10 protein-coding genes are annotated in these 19,161 nt (G+C 60.5%); 7 read left to right on the top strand and 3 right to left on the bottom strand.

Going from position 1 to position 19,161, the window contains the following annotated elements; genetic code table 11:
• The first annotated feature begins 6 nt into the window (after positions 1 to 6).
• The 7 genes from aroB (at position 7) to KBY02_RS13995 (ending at position 15,248) form a co-directional block, all read left to right on the top strand.
• A complete protein-coding gene (gene aroB / locus KBY02_RS13965) occupies positions 7 to 1,110 on the top strand; it encodes a 3-dehydroquinate synthase (RefSeq protein ID WP_003403032.1) in 1,104 nt (367 codons plus the stop codon).
• Between the two features lie 10 nt (positions 1,111 to 1,120).
• The gene (locus KBY02_RS13970; RefSeq protein ID WP_011266379.1) at positions 1,121 to 2,743 is read left to right on the top strand and encodes an SPOR domain-containing protein; all 1,623 of its coding nucleotides are present in this window, start codon (positions 1,121 to 1,123) and stop codon (positions 2,741 to 2,743) included.
• 358 nt (positions 2,744 to 3,101) lie between these two features.
• Positions 3,102 to 7,547: a glutamate synthase large subunit gene (gltB, locus tag KBY02_RS13975; RefSeq protein ID WP_060409222.1), complete on the top strand. Its 4,446-nt coding sequence runs from the start codon at positions 3,102 to 3,104 to the stop codon at positions 7,545 to 7,547.
• A 118-nt stretch (positions 7,548 to 7,665) separates the two neighbouring features.
• Positions 7,666 to 9,084 carry an FAD-dependent oxidoreductase gene (locus KBY02_RS13980; RefSeq protein ID WP_003403026.1) on the top strand — a complete coding sequence of 473 codons (1,419 nt, stop codon included), beginning with the start codon at positions 7,666 to 7,668 and terminating at the stop codon, positions 9,082 to 9,084.
• Positions 9,085 to 9,417: 333 nt separating this feature from the next.
• Positions 9,418 to 12,642 (top strand): dermonecrotic toxin domain-containing protein, encoded by a 3,225-nt coding sequence (locus KBY02_RS13985; RefSeq protein ID WP_096135378.1) that lies wholly within the window; start codon positions 9,418 to 9,420, stop codon positions 12,640 to 12,642.
• Between the two features lie 131 nt (positions 12,643 to 12,773).
• On the top strand, positions 12,774 to 13,838 hold the full coding sequence (gene hemE, locus KBY02_RS13990) for a uroporphyrinogen decarboxylase (RefSeq protein ID WP_024639381.1): 1,065 nt from the start codon (positions 12,774 to 12,776) through the stop codon (positions 13,836 to 13,838).
• A 228-nt stretch (positions 13,839 to 14,066) separates the two neighbouring features.
• Complete coding sequence (locus KBY02_RS13995) at positions 14,067 to 15,248, top strand: Fic family protein (RefSeq protein ID WP_096135379.1); 1,182 nt, start codon at positions 14,067 to 14,069, stop codon at positions 15,246 to 15,248.
• Between the two features lie 44 nt (positions 15,249 to 15,292).
• Here the strand turns inward: KBY02_RS13995 and KBY02_RS14000 are convergent, their stop codons facing one another.
• From KBY02_RS14000 to KBY02_RS14010, 3 genes are read right to left on the bottom strand one after another with little or no spacing between them, the layout of a single operon-like run.
• Positions 15,293 to 16,768, bottom strand: coding sequence for an N-acyl-D-amino-acid deacylase family protein (locus tag KBY02_RS14000; RefSeq protein ID WP_096135380.1), 1,476 nt, complete (start codon positions 16,766 to 16,768; stop codon positions 15,293 to 15,295).
• A 3-nt stretch (positions 16,769 to 16,771) separates the two neighbouring features.
• Entirely contained in the window at positions 16,772 to 17,632 is an 861-nt protein-coding gene (locus KBY02_RS14005) for a MurR/RpiR family transcriptional regulator (protein WP_024651853.1), read from the bottom strand.
• The gene (locus KBY02_RS14010) at positions 17,633 to 18,982 is read right to left on the bottom strand and encodes a GntP family permease (RefSeq protein WP_003403016.1); all 1,350 of its coding nucleotides are present in this window, start codon (positions 18,980 to 18,982) and stop codon (positions 17,633 to 17,635) included. It abuts the gene before it with no gap.
• Positions 18,983 to 19,161 lie beyond the last annotated feature (179 nt).

Genomic DNA, 19,161 nt, shown 5'->3' on the forward strand with positions numbered 1-19,161 from the left:
GGACACATGCAGACACTTAAGGTCGAGCTTGGTGAGCGTAGCTACCCGATCCATATTGGCGAAGGCCTGCTGGATCAGCCAGAGCTCCTGACCCCGCACATCGTCGGGCGCCAGGTAGCTATCGTTTCCAACACGACAGTGGCACCGCTGTACCTGGAACGCCTGACGCAAACCCTGGCCGGTTACAACGTTCTGCCGATTGTTCTGCCCGATGGCGAGGCGTTCAAGAACTGGGAGACCCTGCAGACCATTTTCGATGGCCTGCTGACCGCCCGTCATGATCGTCGTACCACGGTCATCGCCCTGGGTGGCGGGGTGATCGGCGACATGGCCGGGTTCGCTGCCGCCTGCTATCAGCGTGGCGTGAACTTCATCCAGATCCCGACCACGCTGCTGTCTCAGGTGGACTCGTCGGTCGGCGGCAAGACCGGCATCAACCACCCGCTGGGCAAGAACATGGTCGGTGCCTTCTATCAGCCGAGTGTGGTGCTGATCGATACCGCATCGCTCAATACCCTGCCCGAGCGTGAGCTGTCCGCCGGGCTGGCGGAAGTCATCAAATACGGCCTGATCTGCGACGAACCCTTTCTGACCTGGCTCGAAGAGCACGTCGATGCACTGCGCGGGCTGGACCAGGCGGCGCTGACCGTGGCCATCGAACGTTCCTGCGCCGCCAAGGCGCTGGTGGTCGGCGCCGATGAGCGCGAGTCCGGTGTTCGTGCGACATTGAACCTGGGTCACACATTCGGGCACGCCATCGAGACGCATATGGGCTATGGTGTCTGGCTGCATGGCGAGGCGGTTGCTGCCGGTACGGTCATGGCGCTGGAAATGTCCTCGCGCCTGGGCTGGATCAGCACGCAGGAGCGGGATCGCGGCATTCGCCTGTTTCAGCGTGCCGGGCTGCCGGTCGTGCCGCCGCAGGACATGACGCAAGACAATTTCCTCGAACACATGGCGATCGACAAGAAAGTCATCGACGGTCGCTTGCGTCTGGTGCTGTTGCGCCGGATGGGTGAAGCGGTTATCACGGACGAATATCCAAAAGAAGTATTACAGGCCACTCTGGTTGCGGATTATCGCGCCCTGGTGGATCAGCTCAGAGGTTAACGGAAACCCCATGACTAGTTTGCATGCCGACGAGGCCTTCCTCGGCCATTATCAGTTGAGTCATGACCCCTTTGCGGCGCGGGTACCTGGCTTCAAATTCTTTCCTGCCCAACGCAAGCCTGTGCTGGGTCAGCTTCATCATCTGGCGCGCTACAGCCAGTTGCTGCTGGCGGTCACCGGGCCTCAGGGCAGCGGCAAGACCCTGCTGCGCCAGGCGTTGGTGGCGAGTACCAACAAGCAGTCGGTGCAAAGTGTCGTGATTTCTGCGCGCGGTGCCGGCGATGCTGCGGGCGTGCTGCAGCAGGTCGCGCAGGCGCTGAGCGTCGCCCAGGCTGAAATGCAGTCGATCCTGTCGCAGGTCGTGCAGCTCGGGCTGACCGGTCAGGAAGTCTACCTGCTGGTTGACGATGCGGAACAACTTGGCGATTCGGCGCTCGAAGCGTTGCTGGGTCTTGCTGCGGGAACGCCTGAAGGGCGTCCGCATGTATTCCTGTTCGGAGAGCCATCGCTGCTCGATCGTCTCGATCAGATGTGTGCCGACCTGCAGGGCGATGTCGAAGGCGAACGCTTTCACGTCATCGAGCTGCAACCCTATACGGAAGAGGAAACCCGGGAGTATCTGGCTCAGCGTCTGGAGGGTGCAGGGCAGGGAATCGCGTTGTTCACCGCCGACCAGATCACCGATATTCATGAACAGTCCGATGGCTGGCCTGGCGCAATCAACCAGGTAGCCCGCGATTCAATGATCGAGGCGATGATCGCGAGTCGTTCCGCGGTCAAGCGTCCAAGTGTGGGGTTCAAAATGCCGAAAAAACACGTATTGGCCTTGGGTGCCGTTGTCATAGTGGCCGTGGCAGCAGCCGTGCTGATCCCGGGTCGCGGCGACAAGACGGGTACACCCGCCAATGCCCCGGCTTCCGCTCAGGCGCAGCTGCCGCTGGGCGAAGGCAAGCCAACTGCTCAACAATCGAACAACGGCAGCCCGGCCATCGAATTCGCTGGCAATTCCCAGCCGATGCCGTTGCCGATGAATGGCAACCAACCGGTGATGCGCGGTCCTCTGGCCGAAGCCGCCGGTTCCAGTGATTCCGACGAAGACGCCGTGCCGACAGGTTCGCCTGCCCAGCCGCCGACCGTGACCACTACTGCGCCTCCAGCCGGTGTTCCGGCAGGTCAGGCCGCAGCGCAGACGCCTCGTTCGTCCATCCCTGCGCCGACACCTGCACCTGCGCCAGCGGCCAAGCCGGCACCTGCGCAGACTCAGGTTGCTACGGCCAAGCCTGCCCCGGCTCCGGCTGCCAAACCGGCTGAAAAACCGGCAGCGGCCGCCGCCAAACCGGCTGCCGGCGGTAGCTGGTACAGCAGCCAGGCTCCAGGCCACTACGTGGTGCAGATTCTCGGCACCAGCTCCGAAGCGACGGCCCAGGCCTACGTTGCAGAGCAGGGTGGCGAGTATCGTTATTTCAAGAAAACCCTGCAGGGCAAGCCGCTGTACGTTGTGACGTACGGCAACTTTCCTGACCGCGCTGCCGCCCTGGCAGCCATCAAGGTATTGCCAGCCAAGGTTCAGGCTGGTAAACCTTGGCCTCGTACTGTCGCCAGCGTCCAACAAGAGCTCGGCGCCACTCGTTGAAGTCGCAGCGGCCCTACCCGGGCCGTTTGCCGACCTGCCTGACTTAACCCGCCTGCGCGCGCGGCCTATCGGCCCGCGCCTTGCGGCGTCTGCGTTACAAGCGCCTTACAGTCTCCCGTCGCGTCAGTCAGATTCATGAAGAAATACTTTGACTAGCACAGCGACCCGTTTTAAAACTTTCATAATTGCGACATTGATTATCAGCCAGTCGTCGTTAAATTTGTGAGCCCTTGTGTCGCTGTGTACAATGACCTCCGTTTTGCCTGTCCGAAGCTGGCGCACGTTCGGCGTGACAGGCAATTGGTTGAATTAAAAGGAAATTTGCCTCGCATAGAGGCAGCCTGGTGAGAAAGTGTCTATGAAAGCAGGTCTGTACCAACCAGATGAATTCAAGGATAACTGCGGCTTCGGCCTGATCGCTCATATGCAGGGCGAGCCCAGTCATCACCTGTTGCAGACGGCCGTTCAGGCCCTGACCTGCATGACCCACCGTGGCGGTATCAACGCCGACGGCAAGACCGGCGACGGTTGCGGTCTGTTGATTCAGAAGCCCGATGGCTTCCTGCGTGCGATTGCCAAGCAACACTTCGACGTCGATCTGCCCCGCCAATATGCTGTGGGCATGGTGTTCCTCAATCAGGACGACGCCAAGGCCGACGCCGCACGCGAAAACATGAACCGTGAAATCCTCGCCGAAGGCCTGGATCTGGTGGGCTGGCGTCAGGTGCCGATCGATACCAGCGTTCTGGGTCGCCTGGCGCTGGAGCGCCTGCCGAAAATCGAGCAGGTATTCATTGGCGGTGAGGGCCTGAGCGATCAGGAATTCGCCATCAAACTGTTCAGTGCGCGTCGCCGCTCGTCGGTGTCCAACGCCGCCGATACCGATCACTACATCTGCAGCTTTTCGCACAAGACCATCATTTATAAAGGCCTGATGATGCCGGCCGACCTCACGGCCTTCTTCCCGGACCTGAGCGACGAGCGTCTGCAGACCGCTATCTGCGTGTTCCACCAGCGCTTTTCCACCAATACCCTGCCGAAATGGCCGCTGGCGCAGCCGTTCCGTTTCCTCGCCCACAACGGCGAGATCAACACCATCACCGGCAACCGCAACTGGGCACAGGCGCGGCGCACCAAGTTCACCAACGATCTGATGGACCTGGACGAGCTGGGCCCGCTGGTCAACCGCGTGGGTTCTGACTCGTCGAGCATGGACAACATGCTCGAACTGATGGTCACCGGCGGCATCGACCTGTTCCGTGGCGTGCGCATGATCATTCCGCCTGCGTGGCAGAACGTCGAGACCATGGACCCGGATCTGCGGGCGTTCTATGAGTACAACTCCATGCACATGGAGCCGTGGGACGGCCCTGCGGGCGTGGTCATGACCGAAGGTCGTCATGCGGTCTGCCTGCTCGACCGCAACGGCCTGCGCCCGGCGCGCTGGGTCACGACCAGGAACGGCTACATCACCCTGGCGTCGGAAATCGGCGTGTGGGATTACAAACCCGAAGATGTCATCGCCAAGGGCCGTGTCGGTCCGGGGCAGATCTTTGCCGTGGACACCGAAACCGGTCAGATCCTCGACACCGATGCCATCGACAACCGCCTCAAGTCGCGTCATCCGTACAAGCAATGGCTGCGCAAGAATGCCCTGCGCATTCAGGCCACCATGGAAGACAACGACCATGGTTCGGCTTTTTACGACAGCGAGCAGCTCAAGCAGTACATGAAGATGTACCAGGTCACGTTCGAAGAGCGTGATCAGGTGCTGCGTCCGCTGGGCGAGCAGGGCCAGGAAGCCGTAGGCTCGATGGGGGATGACACGCCAATGGCCGTGCTGTCGCGTCGTGTACGCTCGCCTTACGATTACTTCCGTCAGCAATTCGCGCAGGTGACCAACCCGCCGATCGACCCGCTGCGCGAAGCCATCGTCATGTCGCTGGAAATCTGCCTCGGTGCCGAGCGCAATATTTTCCAGGAGTCGCCGGAGCACGCCTCGCGCGTGATCCTCAGCTCGCCGGTCATTTCGCCAGCCAAATGGCGCTCGCTGATGAACCTGGAGCGTCCAGGGTTCGAACGCCATATCATTGACCTGAACTACGATGAAAGCCTGGGCCTTGAAGCCGCTGTGCGCAACGTTGCCGATCAGGCCGAAGAGGCCGTGCGTGCCGGTCATACGCTGATCGTGCTGAGCGACCGACACATTGCGCCGGGCAAGCTGCCGGTGCACGCCTCGCTGGCGGTCGGCGCGGTTCACCACCGTCTGACCGAACAGGGTCTGCGCTGCGACAGCAACATCCTGGTCGAAACCGCGACGGCGCGTGACCCGCACCATTTCGCCGTGTTGATCGGCTTCGGCGCCTCGGCGGTCTATCCGTTCCTGGCCTACGAAGTGCTGGGCGACCTGATCCGTACCGGCGAAGTGCTGGGCGATCTGTACGAAGTCTTCAAGAACTACCGCAAAGGCATCACCAAGGGCCTGCTCAAGATCCTCTCGAAGATGGGCATCTCGACCGTTGCGTCCTACCGTGGCGCACAGTTGTTCGAAGCCATCGGCCTGTCCGAGGAAGTCTGCGACATGAGCTTCCGCGGCGTGCCGAGCCGCCTGAAGGGCGCGCGCTTCGTCGACATCGAAGCCGAACAGAAGGCGCTGGCTGCCGAAGCCTGGAGCCCGCGCAAGCCGATCCAGCAAGGCGGCCTGCTCAAGTTCGTGTTTGGTGGCGAATACCATGCCTACAACCCGGACGTGGTCAGCACCCTGCAGGCTGCCGTGCAGCAGGGTGACTACAGCAAGTTCAAGGAATACACCTCGCTGGTGGACCAGCGTCCGGTGTCGATGATTCGTGACCTGCTGCAGGTCAGGACAATCGATCAGCCGCTGAACATCGACGAAATCGAGCCGCTGAGCGAAATCCTCAAGCGCTTCGACTCGGCCGGTATTTCTCTGGGTGCCTTGTCGCCCGAGGCCCACGAAGCGCTGGCCGAGGCGATGAACCGCCTGGGCGCGCGCTCCAACTCCGGTGAGGGTGGCGAAGACCCGGCCCGTTACGGCACGGTGCGCAGCTCCAAGATCAAGCAGATTGCGACAGGCCGCTTTGGCGTCACGCCCGAGTATCTGGTCAATGCCGATGTGCTGCAGATCAAGGTCGCGCAGGGCGCCAAGCCGGGCGAGGGCGGGCAACTGCCGGGTGGCAAGGTCAATGGCCTGATCGCCAAGCTGCGTTATGCAGTACCGGGCGTGACGCTGATTTCGCCGCCTCCACACCACGACATCTATTCCATCGAAGACTTGTCGCAGCTGATTTTTGACCTGAAGCAGGTCAACCCGGCGGCGCTGGTGTCGGTCAAGCTGGTGGCAGAAGCGGGAGTCGGTACCATTGCCGCCGGTGTCGCCAAGGCCTATGCCGACCTGATCACCATTTCCGGTTACGACGGTGGCACCGGTGCATCGCCGCTGACCTCGATCAAATACGCCGGCGCACCGTGGGAGCTGGGGCTGGCCGAAACCCACCAGACCCTGCGTGGCAACGACCTGCGCGGCAAGGTTCGGGTACAGACCGACGGTGGTCTGAAAACCGGCCTGGACGTGATCAAGGCTGCCATTCTCGGGGCCGAAAGCTTCGGTTTCGGCACCGCGCCGATGATCGCGCTGGGCTGCAAATACCTGCGTATCTGCCACCTGAACAACTGCGCCACCGGCGTTGCAACTCAGAACGAAAAGCTGCGCAAGGACCACTACATCGGCACCGTCGACATGGTGATCAACTTCTTCACCTACGTGGCAGAAGAAACCCGCGAGTGGCTGGCCAGGCTGGGTGTTCGCTCGCTGGAAGAGCTGATCGGCCGTACCGACCTGCTGGACATCCTGCCGGGCGAAACCGAGAAGCAGCAACATCTGGACCTGACACCATTGCTGGGCAGCGACCATATTCCGGCCGACAAACCGCAGTTCAGCCAGGTGGATCGCAACCCGCCGTTCGACAAGGGCTTGCTGGCCGAGAAGATGGTGGAGATGGCCAAGCCGGCCATCGAGTCGCTCAGCGGCGGCGACTACGAACTGGATATCTGCAACTGCGACCGTTCGATCGGCGCGCGCATCTCTGGCGAAATCGCCAGACTGCACGGCAACCAGGGCATGAACAAGGCACCTGTTACCTTCCGCTTCAAGGGCACTGCCGGTCAGAGCTTCGGCGTGTGGAACGCCGGTGGCCTGAACATGTACCTGGAAGGCGATGCCAACGACTACGTCGGCAAGGGCATGACCGCTGGCAAGCTGGTGATCGTGCCGCCCAAGGGCAGCCCGTTCAAGACCAACGAAAGCGCGATTATCGGTAACACCTGCCTGTACGGCGCAACTGGCGGCAAGCTGTTTGCGGCAGGTACGGCAGGCGAGCGTTTCGCCGTGCGTAACTCCGGTGCCCATACTGTGGTTGAAGGCACTGGCGATCATTGCTGCGAATACATGACGGGTGGTTTCGTCTGCGTACTGGGCAAGACCGGCTACAACTTCGGTTCCGGCATGACCGGCGGTTTCGCCTACGTGCTCGACCTGGACAACACCTTCGTTGACCTCGTCAACCATGAACTGGTCGAGATCCAGCGTATCAGCGGCGAATCGATGGAGGCATACCGCACTCACCTGCAAAGCGTCCTGAACGAGTACGTCGCGGAAACCGACAGCGAATGGGGCCGCAATATCGCGGAAAACCTGGACGACTACCTGCGTCGTTTCTGGCTGGTCAAGCCCAAGGCTGCCAACCTGAAATCGCTGCTGTCCAGCACTCGGGCGAATCCGCAGTAAAAGCAGCTGCTAGCGGTTAGCTTCAAGCCGCAAGTTTGCCACCCTGTGAATTGAACTGAATTGATTTCTTGCAGCTTGAAGCTTGTCGCTTGAAGCTGCCGCAAAGAGGCTCCAGAGAATGGCTGAACGTCTCAGTAACGACTTCCAGTTCATCGACGTCGGACGTAAAGACCCGAAGAAGAAACTGCTGCGTCAACGCAAGAAAGAGTTCGTGGAAATCTACGAGCCTTTCAAGCCCCAGCAGTCCGCCGATCAGGCGCACCGCTGCCTGGGTTGCGGCAACCCGTACTGCGAATGGAAGTGCCCGGTGCACAACTTCATTCCCAACTGGCTCAAGCTGGTCGCCGAGGGCAATATCCTCGCGGCAGCGGAATTGTCGCACCAGACCAACACCCTGCCGGAAGTCTGCGGCCGCGTGTGCCCGCAGGATCGCCTGTGTGAAGGTGCCTGCACACTGAACGACGGTTTCGGTGCGGTGACCATCGGGTCGGTCGAAAAGTACATCACCGATACCGCCTTTGCCATGGGCTGGCGTCCGGACATGTCCAAGGTCGTGCCGACCGGCAAGCGCGTCGCGATCATCGGCGCAGGGCCTGCGGGCCTGGGCTGTGCCGACGTGCTGGTGCGTGGCGGCGTAACCCCGGTGGTGTTCGACAAGAATCCGGAAATCGGCGGTCTGCTGACCTTCGGCATTCCGGAATTCAAGCTGGAGAAATCCGTGCTGAGCCATCGCCGTGAAGTGTTCACCGGCATGGGCATCGAATTCCGTCTCAACACCGAAGTCGGCAAGGATGTCACCATCGATCAACTGCTCGCAGAATACGATGCGGTGTTCATGGGCATGGGCACCTACACCTACATGAAAGGCGGCTTCCCCGGTGAGGATCTGCCGGGCGTGCACGATGCGCTCGACTTCCTGATCGCCAACGTCAACCGCAACCTGGGCTTTGAAAAGGCCCCGGAAGACTTCGTCGACATGAAGGGCAAGCGGGTCGTGGTTCTGGGCGGTGGCGACACGGCGATGGACTGCAACCGCACCTCGATCCGTCAGGGCGCCAAGTCAGTGACCTGCGCCTACCGGCGCGACGAAGAAAACATGCCTGGCTCGCGCAAGGAAGTGAAAAACGCCAAGGAAGAAGGCGTGAAGTTCCTCTACAACCGTCAGCCGATCGCCATCATCGGCGAGGGCAAGGTTGAAGGCGTGAAAGTGGTCGAGACGCGCCTGGGCGAACCGGATGCCCGTGGTCGTCGCAGTCCCGAGCCTATTCCGGGCTCCGAAGAGATCATCCCGGCAGAAGCCGTGGTCATCGCCTTCGGCTTCCGCCCAAGCCCGGCACCCTGGTTCGAGCAGTTCACCATCAGCACCGACAGCCAGGGCCGTGTCGTGGCCCCGGAACAGGCGCAGTACAAGCACCAGACCAGCAACCCGAAGATCTTCGCCGGTGGCGACATGGTGCGCGGCTCTGACCTGGTGGTGACCGCTATCTTCGAAGGCCGTAATGCGGCTGAAGGGATTCTGGATTACCTGGGCGTCTGAGCCTTGTGTTGCCGGGGTGTGTCGTTGCTGACGCGCACCCCGATAACAAGCGTCTACCCTTCATAGGCACTGTGCCAATGTCTCTGACATCCCGCCTGGCACTTCTTCCCTGAACTCGGTGCAACTCGCTCGGCAGGGCGGGTTTGAGATCTTTTGAAATAACTCCGATTCTCCGATCACGACCTGTCCGTAAGGGGCGTGATATTCGATTGTTAACGCTTGTTTCCGCCCCCGGTCACTGCCCCCGGAAAGCATTAGGCTCTTGCGCTTTCATCGGGAGGTCAATTGCCACACAGGCACTCCCGCCCTCCATGTCGCTATAAGGAAATAGCCGTGTTGAAAGCAGCACCCAGGGGCAAGCTTGCGCGCTCCACTGAACAGCAATCTCTCGGGCCGGACAGGTTCACGCCCAGTAGCATTGCCGTTCGCGAACACCGGAACCGGGAACGGGCAGACCGCATCATCGACCAGTTCGTCGAGCGCTTCACAGAAAAAGATTTTTTTCCGGATGACGGCGATGACGCCTTGTTTGCCTTGCTGGTTCAGTTGCCTGAATGGCCAGCAGACCTGTCGATCAGGATTCACAACGAAAGCGACGAAGTGCTCGCGGTTTTCCTGAAGGGCAGCGATGACAGCGTCGTTCAGAGCAGTATTCTCCTGACGCTAAACGCTGACGCTTATATTGCGCCGGATGATGTTCCGATCTCCGATGATGAGCCGCTGCTGCACTTGATCTTCAGCCAGTTGCCTGTGGGTTCTGACCTCGGGACGGGAGGTAACTTTCCGGGCAGCAACAGTGTCGCCGGACGAATAGTAACCCTGCGTGAGCAAATCGCCGGGTTGGCAAAAGACCAGAGGCCGCTGTTGTTCGATGCCCTTGTGGCGGCGAATGAGGACGTTTCAAAAAGCCAGCTGGATACCCGCACGCGTAACCCTCTTCTGCCCCTATGGGTTCGTCAGCAGGCTTTTCTGACTCCGGCGCTGGGCGTGCTGTGTGCCTTATGCCCAGAGGTTCCGGTCGCACGCCTCGAGGAATTGCTGGATCAGATGCCGTTGACGGAGCAGGAAGAAACCGGCTTTCTGGAGAGAACACTATTGCCGGACGCTTTTGGCGAAGCGCTGAACATTTCTCTGGATGAGTGGAGCAGCAGTCTGGCCATTGATGGTCTGGCGCGAACGCGCAGCTTCAATACCTATACGGACGAGCTGGCCCGCCGCCTTGCCAGTCAGCTGCTGACGGACACCCTGGGACGAGCACTGGTGATCATCGAGTACGGCATGAGCCTGTATGTCACGCCAGGCCCTGACGATACCAGCATCGTTTTGCTGCATGACGACTACGGCAATTACCGTGCACAGGACACCGGCAACGGTGAAATCACTTCATTCAAGGAGGGCACCGACAGCTTTTATCTGGCGATCAGTGCGCAATTGAAGGCCGAAGAACGAGCATTGCTGGGCATGCAGTTCGAACAGGACGTGAAGGGGTTTCGCGAGCTGCTGACTCGTCTTGCCATCAAGGAAAATCGCGGCTGGTTTGACCCCGGAAAGCCGACCGAAATCGAAAGCGGGTTTCTACCCGAGTGGTTCGCGGCCGCGGCCGATGTCGAAAAGCATCGCTGGAAAGCGGCGGTGCAGGATTACACTCAGGCATTGCTCGAAGCTCAGGCACCGGACCTGCTCGATCCTTCCGGATACGGAGAGCCCGAGCAGTTGCGCAACTACGCGCGCGAGAAACTTCGGGCGCGAATCCTGCTCGACCACGGGGTTGCAGTCGACCCTGACGCTGTCATTGTGCACACCGCGAGCATCGAGATTGACCCAGGCATTATCATCGATACGGATTACACCTACGTCGGTCCTTCAGAGATCGAGCCGAATGTTGAAACGCAGCAGCGCAGCCTGACGGAGCTGTCTCTGGAAAACATTGCCGTTACCGATATCAACTTTCTGCTCACCGGTCGCGCGTTTGACGATCATGGACAACTGATCAGCTTTTTGAGCGCCGGTTATCTGTTCAGCCTGATTCGTGATCTGAACGTCGGCGAAAACCATGTCCGATTCCTCAACACCGAGTTATTGACCTCGACAGCCGGGCAATGGCACCGCGAACGTTTCGCGAGCGTCATGCGCGCACAGATGCGTCTGGACGCCCTCGAAGCAAAAATGGCCGGAGACTTTCTTGGCGATGGAGGGCTCCCTCCCGAGTTGGCGAACAGAGGTTACAAATGGCTCGCCGCCGTACTGGATCACCCGTCTGAAGGTGGCGATCGTGCGGCGGTGGAGGGGCACCGCATTCAGGTCAGTCAGTTGTCGATCAATGGTGTGACATTGAGCGGCATACTGCTGGTCGGCGCGGAGTCTCTTTCCAGCGTGGCCAGCCTGGTGCTGTTCACCCCGCAGGTACCCGACGGCAAATGCTTCCGGGAAATGAGCGATGCGCAGGCACTTCAGCAACAAGTACTGCTTGAGCCTGAATTGCTGGACTATCTGGTGAGCAGGGCTCCTCTGGCGTCCCGGGGCCATGTCAGGCACGTCCTGACCTCTGGCCGTGACACGCTGTTCATGGCACTGCAGCCCTGCACTGGTAGTTTTCTCGATGCAGTTTACGAGTCTGAAGTCGCACGGGTGATTTCTGCTGTCGATGAACAGACCAATACCACGTGGGAAACCAATTGGGAGAGCGCCTGGGAAATCACCAAGGCTATTGGCGATATCGTGCTCACCTTCGCACCTTTCAAGGTGAGGCTGCCGATGGCCGCGCTGCGCAGTTTTTATGCCATATGGCAGGGCGTTGCCACAACGGCTGATGACAAGGCAAGCGCCCCGCTGTATTTCGTTCAGGCGGCGCTACTACTGGCCGATGGATTGGCGCTGCCCAAGGGGCGACAGGTCAGGACGCCCGCAGCGACCTCCATTGGTCGCTCTGTGCTCGACCCGAGAACAGCCGTGGCAAGAATCCCCGGCGGGTTGAAATTACGCGATGACGGTTTTTACAAAGGCGTTTACGAAAAAAGCCGGGAAGACGCGCCAAGCCGTTTTTATGCCGTGCAACACGATAAGGCCTATGCCGTCAGGTACGACGCCGATTCCGCAGTCTGGCGGGTGATCGATCCGCGCCGGCCGGATGCCTATTACCAATTGCCGATTCAGCTCGACAGGCAAAATGTGTGGGTACACGCCTCGGCAGGTTTGCGCGGTGGCAAGAAGCATTCAAAACCCAAGTCCTCCAGTGGCTCGGGCAGTGATAGCGGATCGCCGGAAAACGGTAGCCGCGTCAGGAGGTATAAAGTTGATCTGGAGGGATTTTTTGAAAGTCGCAACTTCAAGAACGCTCAGAAAAACATCGAAGATGACCTCGTCGTTGCAGTCAGGAAGGCAACAGAGCGATTCGAACTGGACGGCAACGGCAGTCTGCATAAACACGGCAAAACAGGTTTTTCGCTCGATCTTCCCGGTGTTGGCAGGAGTACCGGCAGGGGAGCCTGGCGCTTGATACTCGAACCCGGTGAAAAGGGCATCATCAGGGCTGTCGACGTCAAGGATCCGCACAAATAGCTCAGACCTGCGCAGCGCAAGCCGCTGAATTGGCTTGGCAAATCGCCTCGATAGACAAAAGGCACGGCTCTCGCCGTGCCTTTTGCGTCGAGCTCTGAGAAAATGCCGGCACTTTTATTGCGGATGCCGACATGACTGCCCTGAAGAACGACCGTTTCCTTCGCGCTTTGCTCAAGCAACCCGTAGACGTCACGCCGGTATGGATGATGCGTCAGGCAGGTCGTTACCTGCCGGAATACCGCGCCAGCCGCGCCAGTGCCGGGGATTTCATGAGCCTGTGCAAGAACCCGCAGTTCGCCTGTGAAGTCACCCTGCAGCCGCTGGATCGCTACCCGCTGGACGCGGCGATTCTGTTCTCCGACATCCTGACCATTCCTGATGCGATGGGCCAGGGGCTGTACTTCGAAACCGGCGAAGGCCCGCGTTTCAGGAAAACCGTGAGTACACTCGCTGACATCGAAGCACTGCCGATCCCCGATGCGCAGCAGGATCTGGGCTACGTGATGGATGCGGTCAGCACCATTCGCCGCGAACTCAACGGTCGTGTACCGCTGATCGGTTTCGCCGGCAGCCCGTGGACGCTGGCGACCTACATGGTCGAGGGCGGTTCGTCGAAGGACTTCCGCAAGTCCAAGGCCATGCTCTACGACAACCCGCAAGCCATGCACCTGCTGCTCGACAAGCTGGCGCAGTCAGTCACCTCCTACCTCAATGGCCAGATTCTGGCCGGTGCGCAGGCCGTGCAGATCTTCGACAGCTGGGGCGGCAGCCTGTCTTCGGCGGCGTATCAGGAGTTCTCGCTGGCCTACATGCGCAAGATCGTCAGCGGCCTGATCCGCGAAAACGACGGGCGCAAGGTGCCGGTCATCGTCTTCACCAAAGGCGGCGGTCTATGGCTGGAAAGCATCGCCGACATCGGTGCAGACACCCTGGGGCTGGACTGGACCTGCGACATCGGCGAAGCGCGTCAGCGTGTCGGCAGCAAGGTTTCGCTGCAAGGCAACATGGACCCGACCGTACTCTACGCCCGCCCGGAAGCCATCCGCCAGGAAGTCGCACGCATCCTTGCCAGCTACGGCAGCGGCACCGGCCACGTCTTCAACCTCGGCCACGGCATCACCCCTGAAGTCGACCCGGCCAATGCCGGCGCGTTCATCAACGCGGTGCATGAGTTGTCGGCGCAGTATCACCAGTAGTTGCTGGGCTGACGATGTTGGTTTTTGAGAGCTGAACCTATGGGAGAGGAATAGAAAAGACTATTCCTCTTGCTGATTCTCAGGGCTGATCGCTGGTCATCGGACGACGGTAGTGCTCTTAGGGACAAGGAGTGATAAATTGCCGGCAAGCAAGCCGGCAAAAATAGCCGGTTAAAAATTACCCAGCCCCTATAAATAGGGGCATTAGGTGGGGTTTAAAACCGGCAAATGGCATTCACACCGTACATTCCCCAAGACAAAGCGCCCGATGACTTGCAGGATCAGGTCGTCCAGATCATGCGGCTCGATGCGGCCCTCCACGCGAAAATTCCGGGCCCGCTGCGCTTGCCGATGATGAATCTGCTTCGGGTGGTGAATTCTTACTACAGCAACAAGATCGAGGGTAACTCCACGATTCCCGCCGACATTCTGCGTGCCGAGGAGGCTCCTCAGGAGTTCAAGGGTGCAAAGGACCTGCAGGAGATCAAGCGTCACATTGAAGCCCAGCGTCGACTTACCGATGAGCCTATCAATCAGGTCGACGTGTGCACGAAGAGCGCTATCTCACGCATGCACCGCGAGTTCTATGTTGGCGTGCCCGAAGATATGCTGGATATTCAACTCAATGAGAAGGGCGATACCGTGCGTATGGTCCCCGGCGAATTCCGGCATCTGGGGGTTCGCGTCGGCAAGCACATCCCTCCAACCGTCGAGCAGATGCCCACATACCTCAACGATTTTGAGCGAATGTACCGCCTGGACTGGATTCACGGCCTTTCGGGCTTCTTTGCGGCTGCAGCGTCGCACCACAGGCTGATGTGGATTCACCCATTTATGGATGGCAACGGTCGCACCGGCCGCCTGTTCACGGATCAGTACCTCAAGGCAGCTGGCTTTGGTGGGTATGGTCTGTGGTCCATGAGCCGTGGATTTGCCCGCAACGTCACCGCCTACTACGAGATGCTTGGCGCCGCCGACCACCCGCGCAAAGGTGAGCTGGACGGGCGGGGTGAGCTTTCGGATAGTGGCCTGTTGCGCTGGACCCGTTTCTTCACGGAGACTGCCCTGGATCAGGTGCAATACTTCAGCGCGCAGCTTGAACCGGAAAGGCTTGACGAGCGGATCGACGTTTATTTCGAGATGCGCAGCCGTCGCGCGCTTTCGGACAGCAAGGGCGAGACTCTTCCTGAACTCCGTATAGAGGCCCGAGATGTCTATAAGGCGTTGCTCTACCAGGGCGATCAGCAGCGCGCTGATATTCAGGCCCGCTTGGGCGTCGGCGAGCGCACCACACGCAGTCTGTTGAGCCAGATGGCCAAAGAGGGATTGATAACGTTGGACGGCCGCAAGCCGGTAGCCCTGAACCTATCCCGGCACTCGATCGAGTTCCTGTTTCCCTACCTCTGGTAACCCTGTACGCACCAGGGTCATCCTTCCCTTTTCAGCGCCGACGACTACGTCGGCGCTTTCGCATCCGCAAAGCCCTCCCGCAGCGAACCGCTGCGTGGCAGGAATCGGCCCTGTCGCTCGCCTTGCGGTTTGCCGTCGGCATAGCTCAAGCGGCCGTTGACCCAGACACCGTCGATGCCCTGCGCCGCTCGCTGAGGATCTTTGAAGTCCGCCACGTCTCGCACGGTTTGCGGATTGAACAGCACCAGATCCGCCCAGTAGCCTTCGCGAATAAGGCCGCGCTCGTGCAGGGCGAAGCGCGCGGCCGACAGCCCGGTCATTTTGTGTACGGCGGTGTGCAACGCAAACAGCCCCTTGTCGCGGCTGAAATGCCCGAGCACCCTCGGGAACGCGCCCCACAGGCGCGGATGGGGAAACGGGTCTTCCGGAAGGCCATCGGAGCCGATCATCGCCAGCGGGTGAGACATGATGCGCTCGACATCGCTTTCATCCATGCCGTAGTACACCGCACCCGCAGGCTGCAACGTGCGTGCGGCGTCCAGCAATGACAGCCCCCAGTCGGCGGCAATGTCCTGCAGATCCCTGCCACCCTGATCCGGGTGCGGCGTAGACCAGGTGATGGTGATGCGAAATGCGTCAGTGACCTGTTTGAGGTCCAGCGTCGAAGAGCTGGCCGCATAGGGATAGCAGTCGCAACCTACCGGATGGTCCTGCGCGGCTTTTTCCAGGGCTGCCAGCAGTTGCGGGCTGCGTCCCCAGTTGCCGGCACCAGCGCATTTCATGTGCGAGATGATGACCGGTGAGCGCGCATGGCGGCCTATATCGAATGCTTCCGCCATGGCCTCCAGCACCGGCTCGAACTCGCTGCGCAGGTGGGTGGTGTAAATCGCGCCGAACGCGCTGAGCTCTTCCGCCAGTTGTTTGACCTCGCTGGTTTCGGCCGAAAACGCCGAGGCGTAGGCAAGGCCGGTCGATAACCCCAGCGCGCCGGCTTCCAGGCTGTCACGCAACTGTTCGCGCATCGCGGCAATTTCTTCCGGACTGGCGCTGCGCAACAAGTCATCCATGTGGTTGCTGCGCAAGGCGGTATGGCCGATCAGGGCCGCCACGTTCACCGCTGGCCTGGCGTTTTCAACCGCTGAGCGGTAGTCGGTGAAACGTGGATAGATGAACGCAGCGGCGTCGCCCAGCAGGTTCATCGGGTCGGGCGGATTGCCGCTCAGCGAGACCGGCGACGCGCTGATCCCGCAGTTGCCGACGATGACGGTCGTTACGCCCTGGCTGATTTTCGGCAGCATGTCGGGTTTGCGGATGACCACCGTATCGTCGTGGGTGTGGACATCGATAAACCCTGGGGCCAGCACGCGACCGGCCGCATCGACTTCTTCCCGGGCACTGTCACCGGCCAGACTGCCGATGCGCTGAATGCGCCCGTCGCTGATCGCCACATCGGCGCGTACCCCCGGTGTGTCACTGCCATCAATGACCAGTGCGTCGCGGATGATCAGGTCATAAAACATGGTTCAGTCTCCCAGCGGCAGGCCATCTTCGCCGCCACGGTATTCATCCAGCGCAAGCTTGATCCGGCGCAGCCGCTCCTGGTTGTCTTCAGGGCTCGACAGCGCCAGTTCAGTGGCCAGCACATCGATGGTCAGCAGCATGCCGTAACGCGCTGCGGTGGGTTTATAGATGAAATTGGTTTCAGCAATCTGTAACGGCAGCACGACCTCGGCCAGTTGTGCCAGCGGTGAGTCAGGCAGGGTGATGGCCAGCACGCGGGCACCGTAGCTGCGCGCCAGGGTCACGGCGTCGAGCAGCTCCGGTGGGCGCCCGCTGAGCGAGCAGACAATCAGACTGTGTTGCGGGCCAAGCGTAGCGGCGACCATGCGCATCATCACCGGGTCGCGGCAGGCGGCCACCGGGTAACCCAGGCGCACCAGCCGGGTTTGCAGCTCCTCGCTGCACAGGCTGGAGCAACCGCCCATGCCGAATGTGTGAATCATGCGTGCATCGGTGACGCAGGCGATGGCGGCGGCAAAGCGTGTCGCGTCAAAGCCTGCCAGGTGCTGGCGCAGGGTGGCTTCGATGTCGTCGACAATCCGGGCGAAAAAGGCCGACTGCTCCGGCGCCGGTTGCGGATGCAAAAAGCGGCTGCCGACGCCGCTGGCCTGAGCCAGTTGCAGGCGCAAATCGCGCAGATCCCGGCAACCGATGCTGCGCGCGAAACGTGACAGCGTCGCACTGCTGACCTCGGCGCGGCTGGCCAGCTCATCCAGACTGGCACTGGCCGCGAAGGCGATATCGCTGAGCAACAGCCTGGCGATTCGGCCTTCTCCCGCACTGAAGGAATCCTGACGGGCACGTATCTGGTACAGAATGTCCACTCAAAGCACCTGCGCCAGGCCCAGCGTCAGGGCGAAAGCGACGACGGAAATCAGCGTCTCCAAGACCGTCCAGGTCTTGAACGTTTGCGCGACAGTCATGTTGAAATACTCCTTGATAAGCCAGAACCCACCGTCGTTGACGTGGGAAAAGATCACCGAGCCTGCACCCGTCGCCAGCACCAGCAGTTCGGGGTGTGGATAACCCAGCCCCATCGCCACAGGTGCAACGATGCCCGATGCCGTGGTCATCGCCACCGTCGCCGAGCCGGTGGCAACGCGCATCAGTGCCGCGAACAACCAGCCCATCAGCAGGGGCGACAGATGAAAGTCCTGCGCCAGGCCGACGATCTCATTGGTCACGCCGCTGTCGATCAGAATGCGGTTCAAGCCGCCACCGGCACCTACCAGCAACGTGATGCTGGCGGTCGGTGCCAGGCACTCGTTGGTGAATTTCAGGATAGAGTCGCGGTTGAAGCCCTGCGCGATGCCCAGCGTCCAGAAGCTCAGCAGGGTGGCCAGCAGCAGGGCAATCACCGAGTTACCGATGAACAGCAGAAAGCTGTTGAACGCGCTACCCGGTGTACTGATCAGGTTGGCCCAGCCACCCAGCAGCATCAGCACCACCGGCAGCAGAATCGTCGCCATGGTCAGGCCGAAGCTGGGCAGCTTCTGGCGTGGCTCGCGGTCGAGAAACTGTTTGGCCAGCGGGTTTTCAGCCGGCAGGTGGATGCGCGGGACAATGAATTTGGCATACACCGGACCGGCGATGATGGCCGTGGGGATGCCGATCAGGATGGCGTAGAACAGCGTTTGTCCTACCGACGCCTGATACGCCTGCACCGCGAGCATCGCAGCAGGGTGCGGCGGCACCAGCGCATGCACCACCGAAAGACCGGCGACCATCGGCAGGCCGACCATCAGAATCGACACCCCGACACGCCGGGCTACGGTAAAGGCGATCGGCACCAGCAGAACGAAGCCGACTTCGAAGAACAGTGGCAAGCCCACCAGAAACGCAATGCAGACCATGGCCCAGTGCGCGTTACGTTCGCCAAAGCGATCGATCAGGGTGCGCGCCACCTGCTCGGCGCCGCCAGACTCGGCCATCATCTTGCCGAGCATGGTGCCCAGCGCCACGACCAGCGCGATATGCCCCAGCGTTTTGCCAACCCCCGCTTCATAAGAGGCGACCACGCCACTGGCCGGCATTCCGGCGATCAGGGCCAGACCGACCGAAACAAGCGTAATGACGATAAACGGATTGAGGCGGTAACGCGCGATCAGCACGATCAAGGCGATGATGGCGACAGCGGCGTAGACCAATAGCGAAATACCGGGTGACGGCGACATGGCGACGGTTCCTTGCAAAGTGGGTAGGCGAGGGCGCAACACCAACAGCTGAAGCTGTCAGCCTGAAGGCGACTCGGGAGTACTCGGCAGGGATGACGCAATAAGGTGGAGCAGGGGCATTTCAGGGCGATCACAGGTATTCATTATTTTTATCTCTGTTTTCGTTATGAAAATAAATT

This window comes from Pseudomonas sp. P129, from assembly GCF_020312195.1.
Taxonomy (GTDB): Bacteria; Pseudomonadota; Gammaproteobacteria; order Pseudomonadales; family Pseudomonadaceae; genus Aquipseudomonas; species Aquipseudomonas fragariae.